At 64.2% G+C, this 22,237-nt stretch carries 18 protein-coding genes; 15 read left to right on the top strand and 3 right to left on the bottom strand.

Annotated elements, in window-relative coordinates; all coding sequences use genetic code 11:
- Nucleotides 1-249 precede the first annotated feature (249 nt).
- The 3 genes from EL337_RS07720 to EL337_RS07710 form a co-directional block, all read right to left on the bottom strand.
- Nucleotides 250-846 carry a hypothetical protein gene (locus tag EL337_RS07720; protein WP_126316523.1) on the bottom strand — a complete coding sequence of 199 codons (597 nt, stop codon included), beginning with the start codon at nt 844-846 and terminating at the stop codon, nt 250-252.
- A gap of 190 nt (nt 847-1,036) precedes the next feature.
- Nucleotides 1,037-2,284, bottom strand: a complete 1,248-nt coding sequence (locus EL337_RS07715) for a bifunctional 3,4-dihydroxy-2-butanone-4-phosphate synthase/GTP cyclohydrolase II (RefSeq protein WP_048630416.1) — start codon at nt 2,282-2,284, stop codon at nt 1,037-1,039.
- Between the two features lie 631 nt (nt 2,285-2,915).
- A complete protein-coding gene (locus EL337_RS07710; protein WP_170216912.1) occupies nt 2,916-3,623 on the bottom strand; it encodes a GntR family transcriptional regulator in 708 nt (235 codons plus the stop codon).
- A gap of 397 nt (nt 3,624-4,020) precedes the next feature.
- Here EL337_RS07710 and EL337_RS07705 point away from each other — a divergent pair, with 397 nt between their 5' ends.
- The 15 genes from EL337_RS07705 (at nt 4,021) to EL337_RS07635 (ending at nt 22,044) form a co-directional block, all read left to right on the top strand.
- Complete coding sequence (locus EL337_RS07705; protein ID WP_048630415.1) at nt 4,021-5,091, top strand: LLM class flavin-dependent oxidoreductase; 1,071 nt, start codon at nt 4,021-4,023, stop codon at nt 5,089-5,091.
- On the top strand, nt 5,088-5,993 hold the full coding sequence (locus EL337_RS07700; protein WP_083442928.1) for an alpha/beta hydrolase: 906 nt from the start codon (nt 5,088-5,090) through the stop codon (nt 5,991-5,993). The genes EL337_RS07705 and EL337_RS07700 overlap by 4 nt, the downstream gene beginning before the upstream one ends.
- A 721-nt stretch (nt 5,994-6,714) precedes the next feature.
- The gene (locus EL337_RS07695; protein ID WP_048630413.1) at nt 6,715-7,287 is read left to right on the top strand and encodes a VOC family protein; all 573 of its coding nucleotides are present in this window, start codon (nt 6,715-6,717) and stop codon (nt 7,285-7,287) included.
- 190 nt (nt 7,288-7,477) lie between these two features.
- Nucleotides 7,478-8,002: a flavin reductase family protein gene (locus EL337_RS07690; RefSeq protein ID WP_048630412.1), complete on the top strand. Its 525-nt coding sequence runs from the start codon at nt 7,478-7,480 to the stop codon at nt 8,000-8,002.
- Between the two features lie 30 nt (nt 8,003-8,032).
- Nucleotides 8,033-8,914 (top strand): fumarylacetoacetate hydrolase family protein, encoded by an 882-nt coding sequence (locus tag EL337_RS07685; protein WP_048630411.1) that lies wholly within the window; start codon nt 8,033-8,035, stop codon nt 8,912-8,914.
- 210 nt (nt 8,915-9,124) lie between these two features.
- A complete protein-coding gene (locus tag EL337_RS07680; RefSeq protein ID WP_232786688.1) occupies nt 9,125-10,114 on the top strand; it encodes an acyl-CoA dehydrogenase family protein in 990 nt (329 codons plus the stop codon).
- 131 nt (nt 10,115-10,245) lie between these two features.
- On the top strand, nt 10,246-12,153 hold the full coding sequence (locus EL337_RS07675) for an acyl-CoA synthetase (protein ID WP_048630409.1): 1,908 nt from the start codon (nt 10,246-10,248) through the stop codon (nt 12,151-12,153).
- A 338-nt stretch (nt 12,154-12,491) separates the two neighbouring features.
- Nucleotides 12,492-13,142: a TetR/AcrR family transcriptional regulator gene (locus tag EL337_RS07670; protein WP_157866274.1), complete on the top strand. Its 651-nt coding sequence runs from the start codon at nt 12,492-12,494 to the stop codon at nt 13,140-13,142.
- Nucleotides 13,143-14,085: 943 nt separating this feature from the next.
- A complete protein-coding gene (locus tag EL337_RS07665; RefSeq protein ID WP_048630407.1) occupies nt 14,086-14,913 on the top strand; it encodes an MlaE family ABC transporter permease in 828 nt (275 codons plus the stop codon).
- On the top strand, nt 14,910-15,767 hold the full coding sequence (locus tag EL337_RS07660; RefSeq protein ID WP_048630406.1) for an ABC transporter permease: 858 nt from the start codon (nt 14,910-14,912) through the stop codon (nt 15,765-15,767). Before EL337_RS07665 ends, EL337_RS07660 begins: the two co-directional genes overlap by 4 nt.
- Entirely contained in the window at nt 15,764-17,155 is a 1,392-nt protein-coding gene (locus EL337_RS07655; protein WP_232786687.1) for an MCE family protein, read from the top strand. The genes EL337_RS07660 and EL337_RS07655 overlap by 4 nt, the downstream gene beginning before the upstream one ends.
- Before the next feature lie 56 nt (nt 17,156-17,211).
- On the top strand, nt 17,212-18,243 hold the full coding sequence (locus tag EL337_RS07650; RefSeq protein WP_126316521.1) for an MCE family protein: 1,032 nt from the start codon (nt 17,212-17,214) through the stop codon (nt 18,241-18,243).
- Entirely contained in the window at nt 18,240-19,571 is a 1,332-nt protein-coding gene (locus EL337_RS07645) for an MCE family protein (protein WP_048630404.1), read from the top strand. The genes EL337_RS07650 and EL337_RS07645 overlap by 4 nt, the downstream gene beginning before the upstream one ends.
- Nucleotides 19,568-20,914, top strand: a complete 1,347-nt coding sequence (locus tag EL337_RS07640; protein WP_048630403.1) for an MCE family protein — start codon at nt 19,568-19,570, stop codon at nt 20,912-20,914. The genes EL337_RS07645 and EL337_RS07640 overlap by 4 nt, the downstream gene beginning before the upstream one ends.
- Nucleotides 20,911-22,044, top strand: coding sequence for an MCE family protein (locus EL337_RS07635; protein ID WP_048630402.1), 1,134 nt, complete (start codon nt 20,911-20,913; stop codon nt 22,042-22,044). The genes EL337_RS07640 and EL337_RS07635 overlap by 4 nt, the downstream gene beginning before the upstream one ends.
- Nucleotides 22,045-22,237 lie beyond the last annotated feature (193 nt).

Genomic DNA, 22,237 nt, shown 5'->3' with positions numbered 1-22,237 from the left:
TTCAGAACCAGCATGTCGACATTTCCTGGCTGCCATGGGTACCCCGCCAAGTCGCACTCTCGCCGATCGGGGTAGGACGGGATCGATGAAGTGAGCTCGCAGTCCGAGTCAGTGGGTGCCGTGTAGGAGGCTAAACCGCGCGCTTTGGGGACTGCTTGCGCTGAAACGACAGCAGCAGCGACGCCTATTGCGCGCATCGCACACCTACGCGAGTCTCCCGGGAAGAATTCGCGCTGACGCTGACCACCGTTATGTTGCGGACACATCAACGTGCCAGCGTTTGCGCGGACCCTGCGTGAGTGTCTGCGTACGGTGCCCGGCCGCGGCATCTCGGCTCAAGAGCAAGCGGGGGCCGTCGTTAAGTTGCCTGCGGCACATGGAAGATCGTCTCAGCAAGGATGCGTCGCAGCCATGTTCGGTAGGCGGCCGGACGCCAACCCGACTGTCGCGGCGGGCGATCTGCAGGTCAGTCTCCGCGCTGCAGAGAACAGCAGCGGTCTCGACAAGTTCGTCGAACGCAACATCCTGACGCAGCCACCCGTGGTCGCGAAAGATATCGAGGATTCGTCGAAGTTGGAAATGCACGCTCGCACGTGTGGTGGTCAAATACCGATCCAATTCCGCATCAGAACTGCCCGTCCCGATCAGCGCCGACGCCAGGGGCGCGATCCGTTCGAACATCTCCACGTGCATCACGGTGCGGGCATCTACTGCTTTCGTATGATCGTCGACGGTCAGCAGTGCTACGACGTTCTCCTGCCCGCAGACGCCGAATCCGGCGCGTTCGAGGGCGGCAATCATCAAAGCGGCTTTGGGCGTGTGGCCGCAGACGGTTTCGACGGACACCCCGGCACGGTCGCGATCTTTGCGACGGTGGTGCGTAAGTAACCGTCGGCGGCGAACTGCTGCGTCGCAGCGGTAACGACCTGCGCCCGCGTCTGGGCGGCCTGCCGCTCACGCAGCGTTGATCGATATTGCGGCGTTGACTTGCCCGATGTTGACTGCATCGCCGTGGTGATCAATGTTCCCCCCGCGCTCAATCCGCTGCCGCCGACAGTTCTCCCGGGGTGAAGTGATGCCCGAGCCGGTCACGTTTGGTGTTGAGGTATCGCAGATTGTGCGGGTTCGACGCGGTCGGGGCGGCGACTCTGCCGACGAGTTCCAAGCCGTACCCGTCCAGCCCCCGATACTTCGCAGGATTGTTGGTGATGATGCGAATACGACGAACTCCTAACGCAGCAAGGATCTGGGCGCCGATACCGTAGCTGCGGGCGTCTACGGGCAGTCCCTGCGCGGTGTTCGCGTCGATGGTGTCGAGACCGTCTTCCTGCAACGCATAGGCACGAATTTTATGAGTCAGCCCGACCCCACGACCCTCGTGACCGCGGAGGTACACGACCGCCCCGCACCCCTCGGCTCTAATCATTGACATCGCACTTTTTAGCTGCTCGCCGCAGTCGCACCGCAGCGATCCCAGGGCATCACCGGTGAGACACTCGCTGTGCACACGGACAAGTACACCCTCGTCTGTGCCGCCCTGGGAGACGACATCGCCCATGACGAGTGCCAAGTGCTCGGTGTTGTCGAGGGTGTTGCGGAACGCAACCGCCCGAAAATCGCCAGCGGTTGTGGGCAATGCGGCAGCAGCAACCTGCACCACGAGTTGCTCGGTCGCTCGTCGGTAGCGCACAAGATCGGCGATCGCCAACATCGGTAAGTCATGATTCTGTGCGAACCTTGTCAGCTCCGCGCCGCGCTTCATAGGTCCGTGGTCGGTGACCAGTTCACTGATCACTCCGACACCCGACAGGCCGGCCAGAGTAAGTAGGTCTACTGCGGCCTCAGTGTGCCCTGCCCGCGCGAGAACGCCGCCGGGGCGGGCGCGCAGCGGGAAAATGTGGCCGGGTCGTCTCAGCTGAGCCGGGCGCAGTGTCGGGTCGGCCAGCGCACGCGCAGTAGCGGCCCGCGCGGCAGCCGAGACGCCTGTGCCAGTGCCCTCCAAGTCGACACTGACCGTGAATGCTGTCTCGTGCGGGTCGGTGCTCTGGACCACCATGGGCGCCAGCTGGAGCTCATCGGCTCGCGCAGCCAGCATGGGGGTACACACGATTCCGGTCGTGTGGCGCACCAAAAAGGCCACCTGCGCGTCACTGATGAGTTCGGCAGCCACCACAAGGTCACCTTCGTCCTCCCGATCTGAGGCGTCGGTGACAACGATCATCCGACCCGAGGCCAGCGCGGCGACGGCGCGTTGCACTGCCGCGGCCGGGCCTCCCTCAGCCATCACCGCCGCCCCGCCGGGGTAGCGTGCGCGCCGACAACGCGTCGCTGATCCGTCGGCGGTCGGCTTTCGCCTTCCTCAACAGCGAGGACTTCGCCTAGCCGAATCGGGTTGTCTGCACCATCGACGACTCGAACCGTGCGACGCGACAGCACCGTCGCCATCTCGTCTGCAAGAGCGCAGTTGGCCACAGCTTCGTTAGGTGTCGTCATGCGCGAGCCTCTCCCAATACGGACAACCGTGAAATCACATCCGTTTAGTGAAATGTTACTGGAATCTAGTAACATTTCAACCTTAGACTAGGTGACGGTGAGTTCCAGCCAGAGGGACGAGGTCTCGCCGGGAACCGCCGTCAGGCGACTCGCTGGCCTTGCCCGGAGTCGGTTCGCCGGGTCTCTCATCGCTGCGTCCAATGATGGAGCCGCGTCGTCTCATTCGCTGCATCGGCAATCATGCGCCGACGGTCGATCACCCGTGACTTTTATTCAATGACTACTAATCACTGCGTGCTAGACGACGACCGTTCGTTCGGCCGTGTCGCTGGCTTCGGCGGTGCGATGGCGTGTTGCCGCGGCCCGCGGCTCGCTCGGGCGTTCTCGGGGTAGACCCCGCCATGTCGTCTGCCGGCTGGTGTCTAGAGCGCTCGCTGCGGAACCACTTCGCTCATCATCACCGAGGGCCACCTCATCAAGGTCTGGGCGACGTGATCGTGGCACGCGTTGATGTAATCGCGCGCTTTCTCAGCAAGGCCGTCGCCATCGCGTTGGCGAAGAACTTCAGACCAGTCGCTCACTTTCCACAACTTCTTTGGTGTCGTGAGATCGGCGTCGGTGATGAGGGTGAATACCCGCAACATCTCGCCGGAAAGCTTCGCGTAGGCGGCGCTCAGGTATGCGTTGCCCGCGGCGTCGGCCAATCTGTTGAACAGATCCGCGCCGGCCTCGACGAATCGCTGCATCTCCACTGCCTTGACCTTGGCGGGTCCGGCCCGCTCCATTTCCTCGAAGTCGGCGATGATTTGCCCGAGCTGCTCATCGCTGGCCGCCACGATGCCTCGTTTGACGATTTCAGGGCCGAGGATGCTCCAGAACGCGAACAGATCGTCAACCGCTTTGAGGGTCAACGGAGCTACCTGGTAGCCCTTGCGAGGAATCGTCCGTACCAGGCCGTCATGGTCCAGACGCGTCAACGCATCCCGAATCGGAGCCACCCCGAACCCGAAGTCTCCCGCCAGTGCCCGCTCGGTGATCCGTTGGCCCGGCTGAAGCCGGCACGCGATGATCTCGTCCCGTAAACGCCGGTACGCCGCCTCTGCCAGTGGCACGGTAGTTTCAGCCACCACAGTGACACTGTACTGCCGACCCGGTGCGATATCACAGAATGCCGATGAGACTGGCGGCGGAGCTGCTCGGCAGTAATGACGGCGGTCCATGATTGGTGTTGACCGGATCAATCGATGTCCGTCATCGGTGCAGGTGAAACACCGTGCTGCGTCTGACGACTGGGATCGGCTCTCCCGTGCGGACACGCTCGGCGGCCGCCGATTCTGCACCGCCGGCTGGTCTGCCGTGGGTGCGTACGCGGATCCCACGGGGCTGCCAACGACGCCCGCGACAGGGAGCCGGACTCATCTCCAACGGCCGCCTTGAAATGTCAACTTGTGCTTGTGATATTTCACTGCTATTACTGGGAATGCACGCTGGAGATGCAGATCACAACGCTCAAATTAAGGAAGTCTCATGGTCCACAACTGGATGTTCTATTACTTCTCCCAGCCAGCCCTGCAAGCCGATCACACGAGCTCGGAGAGCACCCAGGCGGTGTACGACCGCTGCCTCGACCTGTGCGTTCGTGACGAGCAACTGGGCTTCGACGGCGTTTTCTTCAGTGAACATCACTTCAGCCCCCTCAATCTCTCACCGTCACCCAATCTCATGGTGGCCGCCGCCGCGCAACTGACGAGAACACTGCGGCTTGGGGTCATGGGCAACGTGCTTCCCTTGCATGATCCGCGCAGACTCGCCGAGGAGTGCGGCATGCTGGACTACCTCACCCGAGGTCGCCTGGAAATCGGTCTGGGTCCCGGCGTCGGCGGCGAGCCCGTGAAAGCCGGCCTGGATCCCGACGAGATTCGGCCCCGGTATGCCAGCGGCGCCGCGGTGATCGGAAAGTATGTCAAGAATCATCGCGTCACCCACAACGATGCCTTCACCAAGCTCGACGACGTTCCCATCATTCCCGCGATGCGCCAGAGCGCACCCTCAGTGTGGGTGACTGCGATGTCCGAGTCGTCAGCAGCCTGGGCGGCCAGGCAGGGATTCAAAGTATGCACCGCATGGTTGTCCACCGACCAGGTGGCCGAACTGTTCCGGACATACCATGTGGCGGCCGCGGAGGCGGAAATAGCAACGGATGCAACCGGTTTCGGCATACGTCGGCGCGTGTTCGTCGCACCCACCGACACCGAAGCGCTCGACCTCGCCGAAGCAGCGTTCGACCCGGTGTCGCTTGCGGTTCAAGGCGGCGCGTCCGGCCCCGCGCAGGCCACCGCGTTGGAAGCCTCTGATTCTCATGTCATGGCAATGTTCATGAATCCCGACGACATCATCATCGGGTCGCCCAAGACCGTGACGGAGCGACTGGTCGAGCAGGTACGCACGATCGGTGCCGACCATGTTATGTACTTCTCGGACTTCAAGATGTTCAACCCGGCTGATCTTGTGCGATGCCATGACCTCATTGGCGAGCAGGTGGCACCGGTGTTGCGGTCGATCACGGTCGACGCCTCCACGCCCACCCCCGTCGGATGAGCGCCGTCGAGCAGTACACCTACGCTCACCGGGACACCGGAGCTTTGAAATTACGCATCTTGAGACCCCTCGGCGAAACGCACCGTCGGACCGCCGTTCTACACCTGCATGGAGGGGGGTGGCGCTCCGGCGCTCCGGCCATGCTCGACCCCCGCTCCCGTGCGCTATCCGCCCTCGGATACACCGTGATCCAGGTGCAATACCGGCTACTTGACGACGTAGTCACATGGCCGGCACCAGTCACCGACCTTCGATCAGCGCTGCGCTGGGTCGTCGAGCACGCCGTCGAACTCGGCGTGCGCCCCAGTGCCATTGCGCTATGGGGGCATAGCGCAGGTGCGCACATCTGCTTGATGACGGCGTGCACTGTGGACAGCGGCGATCTGGATCACCCCGACGACGACCAGTCCACTCCGGTATCGATTGCGGCGGTCATCGACTGCTACGGGCCGACCAGCTTCCACTCCGGCGCCACCCCGCTGATCGCCGCAGGACCTGACGGACCAGACTTCGCCGCGATCGCAGCCAACCAGCGCGAGGACGGCGCCCTGCCGGGCATCGACCTGCTCGCAGAGCCATGCAACGAGGATCAGGCCCACGCCCTCAGCCCGTTGACGCAACTTACCGCTGATTTCCCACCCACCATGATTGTGCACGGCACCCACGACACCTTGATCCGGCCAGAAAACTCACGGCGCCTATCCGATTCCCTGGGCAGGCTGGGTGTAGTCAGTGAGCTCGTCACCTTCGCCGAGTGCGGTCACGAGTTCGACGCCGCGCCAAGCTATGCTGCCGTCCTCGCCGCCCACATTGATGTCTTTCTTCGGCGGGTACTTCGAGATCCCGATCTCACCAACGAAATCTATGAACACTCCATGTTCCGAACCCTCACCCCGCAGTAGCCGATAGCTGGTCGGCCGAGACCGCTACTGGGGAGGCTGGCGCCTCACAGCGGGTTGCCGCATGAATCGAGTCATCGCCGGTAACGCCACCCGCTGATATAGCAGTGGCACTCAAGTCTGCGAGCCGCTGTGGCGTTGTCGCAGCGTGGGCACCCGTCAGCCCGCATACTCCTGGACCGGTGCGCGGTGCCGATGCCGCGTTTAGACTCCCGGGCGGCCGCGAAGCCGCGAAAAGCAATGTCCGCGATACTGTTTCGCACAGATCTGCGATATCTCGGCGGAGGCGCCCCCTCCAATGGCGGCCCCGCCGCGGGCGCCTGCACTGCGGCAGGTCGATTGTCCTGGCGCACAATCCCATCGGTGCGGACGCGCACGGTCTTCGAATCAGGGCTCCTCACAGTAGTCGCGAAGGTCGGTGTCCCGGCGAAACGTTGGGGCACCGCGCAAACACTCGTCGCGGACATACGCGCCGGCGGCGGTGCCATCTTTGGTGCTCGCGGCAGGGTGCGCCGGATTACTCAAATACACTGCGCCAGAGGGGGGATCGATTCCCGTTGCACTTCGTTAAGACATGAGAATAGCCCCAGCCAAGCCACTGACCCATTTTCATTGACACAGAGTCAACGAAACTCTAGGCTGTGAGGTAGAACACCCCAGCGGCACTCTGGCCCTTCGCCAGCGATCCCACGTTCACCGCTTCATTACCGGTAAGGAGGCCCACATGACTGTCATTGCTGGACACAAGAAGCTGGCACATCTCGTGCTGCAGACGACTCAGCTCCCTGTGCTGCGTGACTGGTATTTGGAGGTGCTGGATGCGCGCATCGTCTATGAGAACCAAGCGTTAGCTTTTCTGACCTTCGACGACGAGCATCATCGGTTGGCGATTGCTCAGATTCCGGGCCTATCCCCCCGCACGCCGACAACAGTCGGATTGTCCCACTCGGCTTATACCTTCGACGACCTCGGGCAACTGCTCGAGACGTTCGAGCGGCTCAGCCTCGCCGGCATCGAACCCCACGTACCGGTACAGCACGGCGTGACGACCTCCATCTACTACCGCGACCCCGACGGCAATCTCGTCGAGCTGCAGATCGACAATTTCGCTACCCCCGACGAGGCCACCGCGTATATGCACGGCCCCGAATACTGCGGAGATCCCATCGGTCCGTCCTTCGAACCCGACATCATGCTCACCGCATACCGCTCGGGCACACCAGAATCCGTTCTTCGGACCCGCGCCTGGGCACACGAATGCGATCAGCGCAACGTCATGGAGTTAATGGTGACCTGAGATCTGACGGCAGACACCGTCGGACGGGCCACGAACGAGGAGGAACAATGTCGGCTCACCCTAGGACTGCGCAGGCGACGTGCAGCCAACCCAACCGCATCGCGCTCACCCGGGCCACCGATGGACAGCCCCGCACGGGCGCAGATGTGCCCGACAGAGGACACACCGCTGCAGATCCGGAGTCAGTCATATGACCCGCGAGGTGACCGAAACAGCGATCAGCGCAGACGATTTGGTGCCGTCAACTGACGACCAGAAGTTGCTGCGACGCACGTTCGGTTGCTTTCCCAAAGGAGTGGCCGCAGTCTGCGCACACATCGACAACCGGCCGGTCGGACTGACGATCAGTTCCTTTACCTCGGTGTCCCTGCAGCCACCGCTGGTTTCGATCTGTGTGATGCGCAGTTCGCGCCGCTGGACACTTCTGCGCCAAGCCGAGCGGCTGGGATTGAGCTTCCTGGCCCGCGAACATGAAGAACTGTGCCGGTGCCTGGCTTCCTCCGACTTTGATGTGCTTGAGGGGCAGCACGTTACGCCCGAAGGCGCAGTGTTACTCCCTGGTGCCACCGCATGGCTGGATTGCAGCCTGTACACCGAACTGGAGGCCGGTGATCACACCATCGCGCTGCTACGTGTGCATCGGCTCGGAGCGCGGCCAGCACAGGCACCCCTGGTTTTTCACGCCTCGAAGTTTCACCAACTTGTGGCGACATAAGAACTTGCCGCCTCACGACAAGGAGAACCCGTGCGCATCGCCAATCTGAATGGCCGGCTGGTAATCGTGACTGACGCCGGCGTCGTCGACGTCGAGGACGCCAGCTCGCATCGCTTCCAAGCTGACCCCCAAAGCATCTATCCCCAGTGGGACGATTTCCGCGAATGGGCGGCTAGCACCGACCTGTCCGACGCGCAGACCGTGTTCGACACCGCTCTTCTGCGACCGCCCGCGCCTCGACCGGCCCAACTCTTTGCCGTCGGGCTGAACTACCGCGAACACGCCGCCGAAACCGGGCTGCAGTTGCCCCAACATCCCATGGTGTTCACGAAGTTCGTCAGCTGCCTCACCGGAGCCTATAGCTCTATCGCGATCCCCGAGGCGGGTAACACCGACTGGGAAATCGAACTCGTCGTGGTGATCGGCCGGCGCGCACATCGGGTCAGCGCCGAGCGTGGATGGGAGCACGTCGCTGGCCTCAGCGTCGGGCAAGATCTTTCCGAACGCATCACCCAGATCCGCGATCCCGCTCCCCAGCAAATGAGCCTGGGTAAATCCTTACCCGGTTACGGCCCCGTCGGCCCGTGGCTGGTCACGCCCGACGAACTTCCCGATCCCGATAACCTGCAGATGAGTTGTGCCGTCGACGGCGTGCAAATGCAGAAGGCCAGCACCGCGGACATGATCTTCCCGGTCGCAGAGTTGATCGCTCAGCTCTCGGAGGTCCTTCCGCTACTGCCCGGTGACGTCCTGTTTACTGGCACGCCCTCGGGCGTCGGCTACGGGATGAAACCACCCCGCTACCTGCGCCCCGGCCAAACGCTGGTCAGCCGCATCGACGGTATCGGAGAGCTGCGCAATGTGATTGTTGCGGAACAGAACTCAGTAAGCACGCGATCCGAGAGGAACTGATACATGAGCAATGTCGCAGCAGGCACGCTAAGCGCACAGCAGATACTGCACAACATCTCGCAGCTGGCGCCCACCATCGCCAGCCGAGCCGCTGAATCGGAGTCCAATCGTCGAGTCGCCGATGACACCATCGAGGACCTCCAGTCCGCTGGTGCGTTCCGGGTGGCGTCCCCACGACGCCACGGAGGGCTTGAGTCAAGTTTGCGCTCCATGTTGGACACCTCGGCCGCCATCGCCGAAGCTGACGGCGGCGCCTCGTGGGTTGTCACGCTGTCCAACGTCACGTGCTGGGCGGCCTGCAGCATGTACACCCAGGAGGCGATCGACGAGGTGTTCGCCAACGGCCCCGACGTCATCTTGTGCGGCGTCGTTGTCCCCACAGGTCACGCACGTCGAGTTCCCGGTGGGTATCGCGTCTCGGGCAGCTGGGCGTATGCCTCCGCCAGCCTGCACGCTCAATGGGCGAGCTGCGGTGCGGTGGTCGTCGACGAGGACGGTCAACCCGTCGATCAACTGATGATGCTGATTCCGCGTCCAGATTTCCGCGTCGAGGACACCTGGTACGTCGCGGGCATGCGTGCCTCGGGCAGCAACACCATCGTTGTTGACGATGTCTTCGTCCCGGCTCATCGCGCGACGCCGATGGAGCCGACCCTCGCGGGCGCCAACGTCGCCGCGCACCCCGAATCGGCGCTCTACCGCAGCGCTGCCGGGCCGATGCTGGTCTTGGTCGTGATGGGTCCCCAACTGGGGCTAGGTCGCGCCGCACTGCGCATCGCCACCACGAAGGCGGCGTCGAAGTCGTTGGCCTACACCACCATCGCTCGCCAAGCCGATTCGGTGTCTTTCCAGCTGCTGATCGCCGAGGCCGCGGCCCGAATCGATACGGCTCATCTGCACGCCTACCGCGCCGCCGACGACGTTGACCGCTACGCACGCGACGCCGTCATGCCCGACCTGCTGACCCGCGCCCGCATCCGCGCCGACTCGGCAGTTGCGCTACAAAGCATCAACGGTGCCCTCAACACGCTACTGAACGCGGCCGGCGCGTCCAGCTTCGCCGAGGTCAACCCAATGCAGCGAATCTGGCGCGACTCCAATGTCGCCGCGCGCCATGCCGTCACATTGCCCCAGGTGTCGATGGAGACCTACGGCAAAGCGCTGCTGGGCGCAGCCGACCAGATTACCGACATCATATGACGCAGACACCCACGGACGAATGGTGCGCGACCCCCACGTTTCTGGTTCCGGGTCCGCTACCCGCAGGCGACCTGGCGCGGCGTCGAATTTCCCTTTGCGCCCTCACGAATCCGATCCCACCCGGAGGTTCCATGACATCTACCGATCAGACGCTTACCGCCTTGTGGCCGAATTACCGAGGCCCGCAGGATATCCGCACCATCGAGAAGACTCCGCTGCATGAGCGGGGGTTGCCGGCGACGACCTACTCTGCACTAGTCCGCGCTGCTGCGCTGTGGCCCGACCGCACCGCGATCACCGTGGCACCCGGAGGAGCCGACTGGGACCACGCCGTCGCACGCACCTACGCCGACTTACTGGCCACCGTGCATCGCTACGCCAACGTGCTGCACAGGTTCGGAGTACGGCGCAACGACGCCGTAGCCCTGATGTCCCCCAACACCATCGAACTCATCTCTGCCACGCTCGCCGCGCAGCTGGCCGGCATCGCGGCACCGATCAACGGGTCGCTCAGCGAGACGCAGGTCGCCCAACTACTGGGGCGCTCCGGCGCGCGCGTTCTGATCGCCGCCGACCCAGGTGTGGCACCCGAAACGTGGCATACCGCCGCCCAACTCGCCGCCGACGGCCGCCTCGACACCATCCTGCTGTTGCGCCCGACCGGCGTATCCGCCACCGAACACACTGCGCCGCCGAACATCCCAGGGGTGGTCGTGGACTACCTTGACGACCTGGCCTTCGGCGAAAGCGGCGACTCCTTTGCCGGTGAACCGCCCGAAGGCACCGACCTGGCTGCCCTGTTTCACACTGGAGGAACCACCGGGCTGCCCAAATTGGCGGCGCACACCCACGCCAACGAGGTGGCCGACGCCTGGATGCTCGCACTACCGCTCGGCGAACTCGGGGAACATGACTCGATCTTCGCCGCTCTGCCGCTGTTTCACGTCAACGCGATGATCGTGACAGTGCTCTCACCTCTGCTTCGAGGCCGCCACGTCGTGTGGGCGGGACCGCTGGGTTACCGCGATCCCGTTTTGCTGCAACGGTTCTGGGATACCGTCGAGCGCCACCGGATCGGGGCCATGAGTGCGGTGCCGACGGTGTATGCGCAATTGGCACGCATCCCGGTCAATGCCGACATCTCGAGCCTGCGCTATCCCATCGTGGGTGCGTCACCCCTGCCCGAGGCTGTGCGCGAGTCGTTCCGCGCCCGCACCGGGGTCGCTCTCCTGGAGGGCTACGGAATGACCGAAGCGACCTGTGCCAGCGCGCTCAACTTCCCTGCCGCACCAAGGCCGGGATCGGTGGGACATCGAATGCCCTATCAGGGCATTCAGGTGATCGCCGACGCCGCCGAACAACCCTGGCGCCCTGTCCCTGCCGGCGATACCGGTGTGCTGACCATCAGTGGCCCGACGGTGTTCGCCGGCTACGTCGTCGGCCGCGACGAACACGGCCCCGTGCTCGACACGTTGGGCAGCGTCGTCGACGGTTGGCTCAACACCGGCGATTTGGCCAGCATCGACGACGATGGATTCATCCGATTACGTGGCCGCGTCAAGGATCTGATCATCCGCGGCGGACACAACATCGAACCGGGCATCATCGAAGATGCGCTCCTGTCGCATCCCAGCGTGGTCGCCGCGGCCGCCGTCGGCCGCCCCGACGCGCACTCCGGTGAGGTCCCGGTGGCTTACGTTGCGCTAGGTGAAGGCGAGGACGTCAATGCTGACCAACTGCGACAGTGGGCCGCCGCCCACGTATCCGAACGCGCCGCAGCCCCTAAAGAGGTGACGATCCTCGAGGCCATACCGGTCACCGCGGTCGGGAAGCCGAACAAACTGAGTCTGCGCTGCGACGCCACCCGCGTAGAACTTCTCGAAGCGCTACGCGACATCGCCGACATTGAGACCATCACAACGACAGTCGACGATGGCACGATCGTTGCGACCATAACGACGGACACCCCCGCGGCCAAAGCCGCGGCCAAAGCCGTCGTGGGGCGGTATTCCATCGAGGCGCGGGTCATCGCCAAGTGAAAGTCGCACCCGATCAGCGTCGGCGTCGGACCGCTGTCTGGGGGCTGGGTTAGACAACACCGCCGACGACGCGCGACGGGTACTTGTGGCCGCAGCCATCTGATCGGCCTGGTCCGATCTGCCGCCCGATCTCGGGCAGAAGGCGTTGTCCAACTTGATCGACCCCGACGCCTCGCATAACAGACCGCGTCGCCGCGGGTCGGCGAGCAGTCACCCCGGCCACCGGACCGCGCCGCACGATATGGTGAGAATTCATTGAATTGCGATCAACTATTCGTCGTCCGCGTGGAATGGGTCCTTTAGACTCGTCACACCACACCTGTGGGAGGGGCCTCACCGTGACTGTCGCACCGAGCCGCACGACCTCACGAGCAGCACAGGCTGCTCGGACGCGCCAACGGCTGATCGACGCGGCCGTTCAGTTGTTTTCCGCGAACAACTACGACGACGTCGCTGTCGCCGACATCGCACGCGAGGCCAAAGTGGCCCATGGCTTGCTCTTTCACTACTTCGGAAGTAAGAGCCAGATCTACCTCGCAGCCATCCAGTTTGCCGCCGATGAGATCACCGGGTCGTTCACCGTGCAGGAAGGTCTCTCGCCGGGGCAACAGCTTCGCGAGGCTCTCGTGCGGCACTTCCGATACCTGGCGAGTCACCGCGGTTTAGCGCTTCGGCTGGCGCTTGCCGGACCAGGCGCAGGGCAATCTGCATGGGAAATCTTCGAGTCGACGCGGCTGCACGCAGTGCAGTGGATAGCCCTCATTCTCGACCTGCCGCCCCCGTCACCGGCAATGCAGATGATGTGGCGCGCGTGTATCGGTGCCATCGACGAGGCTGCCCTGTTCTGGCTGCGCCATGATGAGCCATTCGCAGTTGAGGACATTGTCGACAGTGTTGTCGACATCATGGCGACGGCGATGCGAGCCGCCGCGCGACTCGATCCGACACTGGACGTTGAGCCGGCCGTCGAAAAGATGCTGCATCCATAGCACAGCTGACACCGCCGCCGGGTCGCCGGATCGGCTCTGAAGGTGGCGACGATGACGCCGTCGACCGGTCAGCGGCGTAAGCGGACCGCTCCTGGGCGGTTGGTCGTATGGCAGGCGATCACCACGCCGCCGACATGCCGTTTCACCGACCACACACGGTGAATCAACGGTCGCAAGGGCACAAGGTTGAGGCGTTCTGGATACGGCAAGGCCGGTGATGGGGAACCCGAACGCCTGACTGGCAACCGTGCCCGTGCCTCAGAGAGCAGGCCGTGATACCCACCGAGGCGTGAAGTCGGCATATCGACCCTTGCGCGGCGCGCTCAAGTTGTTTGTCATTTGCTGTTGCTTGGGCGCAAGCGGAGGTGCACCTTCCCGCCCCAACGTTGTAGCAGCCCAAAAGTGTGGCCTGCGAACAAATGGGGGCCGGAAGGAATGCCATGAGCATCGCAGTTCAACTAGCCCATGCGCTGAATCAACGGCCATCGCCGCGTGCTCGCCGATTCGTGACCGAGCAACCGTCCCGCATCGATGGAACGCCGTGGCGCGACACGACCCACCCATACCGCCGGGTTCGCCCACGACCGCAACTAGCTAACTATCGCTTTGATTGACTTATAGTCATTGAAATCGAGTCAGCCAGTTGATAGCGTGTGTTCTCGCACACATCGCAGCCCTCGCTGTGGCGTGGATCAGCATTTCGAGGAGGTGGATTCGTGTGAGCACGAGAATCATTCGGTTGTGCGGTCCGCTCAGGCGGGCCGCTGGACGACGGCCACGCCTTCGGCACCCTGTCATCGAGGATCGAACCTGGCCGTGCGCGGTGTGATCACCGCACACACGCGACATGGCACGTCAGTAGAGCGGCGGCACTGCGAACGGCAATCACCAAGCCTTACTTGGCAATTCATCTGAAGACAACGACAGTCTAGGAACCCAGCACATGCCGATCTCCCAACACGCGGCCCGGCCGCCTGCCGATGCCTTGGAGGTCACCGCTCTCGGCCTGATCGGGTCGACCGCAGCCCGCCCGCTACGCGGAATCGGCGGATTTACCGTCCTGGCGCTGCAAACCGCGATCACCTCAGTAACCCGACGATTCGCGTGGCGCGAATTCCTCGAACAGATGTGGTTCCTGGCCAGGGTGTCCGCTGTGCCAGCACTGATGCTGTCGATCCCCTACGTCGTGATGGCGGCCTTCACCTTCAACATCCTGCTCATCGAATTCGGCGGGGCCGACTTTTCGGGAACCGGTGCCGCACTCAGCGCGGTCAACCAGATCGGGCCGTTGGTCACGGTGCTCGTCGTTACGGGCGCAGGAGCATCGGCAATGTGTGCCGACCTGGGTGCACGCACCATTCGCGAGGAAATCGACGCACTCAAGGTGATGGGCATTGACCCCATCCAGGCGTTGATCGTGCCGCGGGTCGCCGCGGCCACGGTCACCGCGCTGCTGTTATCGGCGGTCGTGACCCTGGTCGGCCTCATCGGCGCCTTCTTCTTCTCGGTGTTCTTCCAGCACGTCACGCCGGGGGCGTTCGTGGCGAGCATGACGTTGATCACCGGAACCAGTGACGTGATCGTCTCGACGGTCAAGGCGGCTTTGTTCGGGCTCACCGCCGGGCTCATCGCCTGCTATCAGGGGACCACGGTCAAGGGCGGTCCAGCCGGGGTCGGCAATGCCGTCAACGAGACCGTGGTGGTGTCGTTCGTCCTGCTGTTCGTCATCAACATCATCGTCACCGCAATTGGATTCAAGGTGACCGTGTGACCACGAACATCGCACTGCGACAACGCTATCCGCGCCTGACAGCACGCGCGGTCGAAGTTCGGACCTGGTGGCAGGCGCTGGGTGAACAGACCCGCTTCTACGGCCAGGCGCTGTACTCGGTGCTGTTCGCGCTCGGACGCTACCGAGGCGAGATGCTGCGCCAAATCGCCGCGATGAGTATGGGAACCGGGGCATTGGCCGTCGTCGGCGGGACCGTGACCGTGGTCGCGTTCTTAACCATGTCCACCGGCGGAGTCGTTGCGGCCCAGGGCTACAACCAGTTCAGCCAGATTGGGGTGGAGGCCTTGACCGGATTCGGTTCGGCATTCCTCAACCCACGCCTGATCACCCCTACCACCGCGGCGATCGCCCTCGCCGCCACCGTCGGCGCAGGTGCCACCGCCCAGCTGGGCGCCATGCGCATCAATGAAGAGATCGACGCGCTGGAGGTCATGGGGATCCGCGCGGTGGCCTACCTGGCGTCCACCCGCGTCGCTGCCGGGATCATCGTCGTCATCCCGCTGTACTGCGTGGCGATCGTCCTGGCGTTCCTGGCCGCCCGGTTAGGCACCACCGCTTTCTACGGCCAGTCCACCGGCGTCTACGACCACTACTTCCACACCTTCCTAGTCCCCGGCGACGTGCTGCGCTCCTTCGTCGTGACGATCGTGGTGGCCGCGGTCGTCATGCTGATTCACACCTATTACGGATTCAGCGCCCACGGCGGACCCGCCGGGGTCGGCGAGGCGGTCGGCCGCGCCACCCGCACATCGCTGGTCATCTCAGCCTTCGTCATCCTGCTGGTCACCATGGCCCTCTACGGCCAAACCGGAAACTTCAACTTCGCGGGATGAGGATGCGCAGCACACCCACCGGACACCACCGCGTCGCCTCAGAATGGCTGGCCGCCGGACTAGTCGCGGTCATCGCCATCGCCGTTTTCGTCAGCATCGGTGCGTTCAACCGCAGCTTCACTCCCGCCGTGCGGGTCACCGTCACCGCGGAGCGCGCCGGGTTGGTGATGGAACCCAACGCGAAGGTGAAGATGCGCGGCGTCCAGGTCGGCCGAGTCGCCGCTATACAGGGCGGGTCCGCCCCCGTGTCCTTGACACTGGACATCGATCCCGACCAAATCGTCCACATACCCGCCAACGTGGTGGCCCGCATCGACGCCACGTCGCTGTTCGGCGCCAAGTTTGTCGACCTGGTCTACCCGGCCCAGCCTGAGGCTGCGCGGCTTCGCGCCGGCGCGGTGGTGCCCACTGAAAACGTCACCGCCGAAGTCAACACCGTCTTCGAGAACCTCGTCGCGCTGATTCAACAGATCGACCCGGCGAAACTGAACGCGATCGTCACCGCCATGGCCGAAGCACTGCGCGGGCAGGGCCCCCGGATCGGTGAGGCCACCACCGCCGCCAACCAGGTCGTCACGGCGCTCAACGAGCGCACGGAAACGCTGCGCGAGGACTGGCAGGCAGTCACCAGCGCCGCCGACGTCTACAACGCGGCCGCCCACAACATCATCGACATCCTCGACGACGTCGCCACCACCAGTACCACCGTCACCAGCAACGCCACCCAGCTGGACGCCTTCCTCGTTTCTGCTATCGGACTCGGCGACAGCGGCGTGCAGCTGCTGGCACCCAGCCGCGACAACCTGATCGCAGCGGTGCACAAACTCGAACCCACCACCGAGCTGCTCCTCAAGTACAACCCGTCGCTGACCTGCATGCTCGTCGGTGCCCAGATCGCCCTCGACAGCGGTCTGCGCGACGCGATGGGGGGCGCCGACGGCAAATCAGTGATCATGGACTCCGCCCTACTGCTGGGCGCTGACCCCTACCGCTACCCCAGTAACCTGCCCATCAACGGCGCCAAAGGCGGCCCCGGCGGCAAACCGGGCTGCGGCTCACTTCCCGATGTCGCCAAGAACTGGCCCGTCCGCCAACTCATCGCCAACACCGGGTTCGGCACCGGGCTGGACTGGCGACCCAACCCCGGCATCGGGTTCCCCGGCTACGCCAACTACCTGCCCGTGACCCGTGCCGTGCCGGAACCCCCCAGCATCCGCTACCCGGGCGGCCCCGCACCAGGACCCATCCCCTACCCCGGAGCCCCGCCCTACGGCGCCCCGCAATACGGACCCGACGGCACCCCGCTCTACCCCGGCGTGCCGCCCGCACCGCCCCAATCCCCACCAGCGCCACCGCCACCCGACGGCGCACCGCCGCCAAGCCCCTGACCCACTCCCGCCACATCCTGACCAGTCAAAAACTTTTCGCAGAAGGGCCGCAAACCGTGCGAGGGAAGAAGCTGACACCGCTGCTACTGCGGCTGGCTGCGTTCGTCACCGTGTGCCTGGTCGGCACATTCGCCGTCATCGCCATCTTCTCTCAGCTGCGCTTTGAGAACTACGTCGCCTACCACGCGTTGTTCACCAACGGTTCGGGACTGCGGCCCGGCAACTTCGTGCGGATCGCGGGCGTGGAGGTCGGCAAGGTCAAAGATGTCACCGTCCAGCACGATGCCACCGTCGCGGTGTCATTCACCACCGACAACTCCGTGGTCCTCACCGGCGGCACCCGCGCGGTCATCCGCTACGACGACCTGATCGGCGGCCGATTCCTCGAACTGGTCGACGGCGCAGGCAATCCCCGCAAAGTCGCGCCCGGAGGAACCATCCCCCTCGACCGGACCGCGCCCGCGCTGGACCTCGACGCCCTTATCGGCGGCTTTCGGCCCCTCTTCCGCGCTCTTGATCCCGACCAGGTCAACGCGTTGAGCGGACAATTGATCGCCGCGCTGCAGGGCCAAGGACCCACCATCGGATCGATCTTGACCCAAACCGCGGCACTGACCACCACGCTCGCCGACCGCGACGAGCTCATCGGGCAGGTGATCACCAACCTCAACATCGTGCTGGGGTCACTGGCCGACCACAGCCACGAGTTCGGCCAAGCCGTCGACTCACTAGCCGAACTCACCGGTGCGCTCGCCGACCGCGATCAAGACCTGGTCAACGGCCTGGCCTACAGCAACGCCGCGGCCGAATCCATCACCGACCTGCTCGCGCAGGCCCGCCCGCCACTGCAGCAGGCACTGCCCCAGACTGACCGCGTCGCCACCAACGTGCTGGCCGACCACGACTATTTCGACAATCTGCTGGCCACCTTGCCCGACACCTACCGGATGCTGAACCGGCAGGCCCTCGGTGGCGACTTCTTCAGCTTCTACCTCTGCGATCTGGTCCTCAAAGTCAACGGCAAGGGTGGCCAACCCGTGTACGTCAAGGTCGCCGGCCAATCCTCAGGCAGGTGCACCCCCAAATGAAATCGCTGCAGGAACGCAACGTGGCCGTCATCGGCGGCCTCGGCGTCGTCGTCGTCGTCGCCATCACCGTCGCGGCCTACAACTTCAACAACCTGCCTGGAATCTCCTCGGCCGCCAGCTACTCGGCCATCTTCGACGAAGCCGGTGGGCTGGCCGCCGATGCTCCTGTCGAGGTGTCCGGCGTACGCGCCGGCCGCGTTGAGAGCATCAGCCTGCAACCCGAAGGCGTGCTTGTCACGTTCAGCGTCGATGAGGACATCCACCTCGGAGACCGCAGTGAGGCGGCCATCAAGACAGTCAGCCTCCTGGGCAACAAAATCCTCGAAGTCGCCCCACGCGGGGAGGAAAATCTGGCCGCCACCATCCCCCTGGACCGCACCACCTCGCCCTACCAACTACCCGATGCCGTCGGCGACCTGACCGCCACCATCAGCGGACTGCAGACCGACCAGCTGTCGGAATCACTGCGCACCCTCAGCCAGACGTTGCATGACACCCCACCACAATTGCGCGCCGCCGTCGACGGCGTCACCCGCTTCTCCGAAGCGATCAACCAACGTGACACCGAGCTGCGCTCGCTGCTGCAAAACGCCAGCCGCGCCACCACCGTCCTGGGTCAACGCACCACCGAAATCGTCGACCTGGTGCACGACACCAACACCGTCCTGGCCGCTCTGCAAGCCCAACGTGACGCCGTAGACCAGATCTCGGCCAACCTCACCGCGCTCACCCAGCAGCTACGCGGATTCGTCGCCGACAACCGCAGCGCCCTCAAACCCACCCTCGACAAACTCAACGGTGTCCTAGCCACACTGGACAACCGCAAAACCGAACTGCAGAAGTCGATCAAAGGATTCGGCGACTACGCCATGGGCCTCGGGGAGGCCCTCAGCTCGGGCCCATTCTTCAAGGCCTATCTGTCCAATCTGTTGCCCGGCCAATTCCTGCAACCCTTCGTCGACGCCGCATTCTCCGACCTGGGACTAGATCCCAATGTGTTGCTTCCCTCCCAACGCACCGACCCCCAGGTCGGCCAACCCGGCACCCCGGCGCTGCCGGTGCCCTATCCGCGAACCGGACAGGGCGGCGAACCGCGCCTCACTCTTCCCGAAGCCATCACCGGCAAACCCGGCGACACGGGCTGCGGACCAGCAGGCATCCCGCTGTCCGGCCCCACCGGTTGCTACCCCTACCGGGAGCCGGCGCCCGCCCCGCCCCCAGGTGGACCGCCACCGGGACCACCTGCGAACCCATCACCAAGCCCTCCACCAAGTCCTCCCATCGGGCCCATCGACGACCCGCTGACACCCCCGGGAGCGGGCCAATGAGCACCTTCACCGTGCGGCGCACCGTGCGCGCCGTCATAGCCACCCTTCTGGTCGCCGTCATCGCCGGCGCATCGTGGCAGTTGATGCGACACATGGACACCCAGCAACGAAGCTACGTCACGGCCTACTTCGACAACAGCAAAGGCATCTTCGCCGGCGACGACGTCCGCATCCGCGGCGTCAACGTCGGCAAGATCGACACCATCGAACCCCAAGGCACCCGGGTCAAAATCAGCTTCTGGTTCGACGCCCGCTACCCCGTGCCCGCCGACGCCAAAGCTGTCATCCTCTCGCCCACCCTGGTCACCTCTCGCGCCATTCAACTCACCCCGCCCTATCACGGCGGCGCCACCATGGCCACCGGTGCCGCCATCCCGCAAGCCCGCACCGCGGTGCCCGTGGAGTTCGACGATTTTCGAGTTCAACTTGAAAAGCTCACCGCTGCCCTGCAGCCCACCGAACCCGGAAACGTCAGCACGCTAGGCGCACTAGTCAACACCGCCGCCGACAACCTCCGCGGACAAGGCCCCGCCATCCGCAAGTCCATCATTGAACTCTCCCAAGCCCTTTCGGCACTCGGCGACAACAGCGGCGACGTCTTCGCCAGCGTCAAGAACCTCTCCGCCCTAGTCTCTGCGCTGCAAGGCAGCACCGACATCATCCGCTCACTGAACACCAACTTGGCCTCGGTCAGTTCCGAGCTGTCCAACTCCCCCGACGAAACCGGACAAGCAGTGCAGGCGCTCAGTGAGGCCGCCAACGACGTCCGCTCCTTCGTAGCCGACAACCGCGAATCCCTCGGCATCACCTCCGACAAGCTGACATCGCTGTCCCAAGCGCTCAACGACAGCATCGGCGACATCAAACAGTTACTGCATATCGGACCAACCACCCTGGAAAACTCCAACAACACCTACTTTCCCGCCCAGGGCACCGTCAGCGGCGTGCTGGCGGCCAACAACTTCAGCAACCCGATCACATTCCTGTGCGGCGCCATCCAGGCCGCGTCACGGCTCAACGCCGAACAGTCCTCGAAGCTCTGCGTCCAATACCTGGCCCCCATCATCAAGAACCGCCAATACAACTTCCCGCCACTGGGAATGAACCCGATCGTCGGCGCTACCGCGCGCCCCAACGAAGTCACCTACAGCGAAGACTGGATGCGACCTGACTACATCCCACCCCAGCCCCCCGCCGCAGCGGCATCCCCGCAGACCGGCGACCTGACGCCCGGCACTCTGCCTGCAGAAGCCCCGCTGCTCGCTACCCCACAACCTCAGCCCACCGACCCCAGCGCCGGGCTACCGGGCATGATGCTGCCTCCGCAGGGACCGCCACGATGAACCGTCGACCTCACACCGCGCTCATCGCCATCACCGTCGTGGCCCTCAGCCTGCTCACCGGCTGCGGATGGAAAGGCCTGAACTCACTTCCGCTTCCGGGCACCCAGGGCGACGGACCCGGATCGTTCACCATCGAGGCGCAGTTGCCCAACGTCAACAACCTGCAACCGAATTCGCGGGTGCGTGTCGGCGACGTCAACGTCGGCACCGTCACCAAGATCGAACGCCAGGACTGGCACGCCTTGTTGACCATTCGCCTCAACGGCGACGTGATCCTGCCGACCAACGCGACCGCCACTCTGGGGCAGACCAGCCTGCTGGGCTCGCAGCACATCGAACTGGCAGCACCCGCCGCTGACCCGTCGCAGTCCCGGCTGCACCAGGGTTCACTGATTCCGCTGGATCGCGGCGGTTCCTACCCCACTACCGAACAAACCCTGGCCGCGGTCTCCCTGCTGCTCAATGGTGGCGGACTCGGCCAAGTCCAGGACATCACCACCGCGCTAAGCACCGCGTTCGACGGCCGCGAAAACGACCTTCGCGACCTGCTATCCAACCTCGACGTGTTCATCGGCCGCGTCAATGACCAGACCGGCGACATCATCGCCGCCACCGACGCCGTCAATCGGGTCGCTGAACAGTTCGCCGCCCAGAAACCCATCGTCGACAAGGCGCTGCAGACCCTGCCGGCCGCGCTGGCCGTCCTCAACAACCAGCGCCAACATCTTCTCGACGCAGTCGACCAACTCGGAAAGTTCAGTGCATTGGCCGCCGACTCGGTTAACCAAACCAAGGGATCCCTGGTGCGCCAGCTCAAAGCCCTAGTGCCCGTGCTCACATCGCTGGCCGACGCCGGGCCCGCGCTGACACGTTCGTTGGGGCTGTTCACCACCTTCCCCTTCGCTAAAGACAACCTGGGGAAGGTTTTTCGCGGCGATTACGCCAACATCACCGCGATCATCGACCTGACTCTGAGCCGTCTCGACGCGGGCCTGTTCACCGGCACGCGCTTCGAAGGCAACCTCACCGAACTGGAGATGCAGTGGGGCCGCACCATCGGCACAATGCCCAGCCCCTACACCGCAGGCAACCCCTTGGTTGCGCCGTATCGCTTCGATCAGGGCCCCTAACCGATGCAGCCGACCACGCGTCGAGCCTCCACCTGCAAACGCCGACCGGACAGTGAACGCCCCGGGCCGGCCCATCAAGACATCGAAGACAAGGAGGTGACCGTGACTGCAATCGCCGCGGGCCTGGCGCACCCACGCACGGAAGCCACAGCGTTCTGGAATGACCTGGCGTCCCGAGCTTTATCGCCGTACC

Origin of the sequence: Mycolicibacterium aurum (genome assembly GCF_900637195.1) — a bacterium.
GTDB lineage: Bacteria > Actinomycetota > Actinomycetes > Mycobacteriales > Mycobacteriaceae > Mycobacterium > Mycobacterium aurum.
Note: the sequence above shows the minus strand (reverse complement) of the source record. Positions and strands in the feature narration are given on the sequence as shown.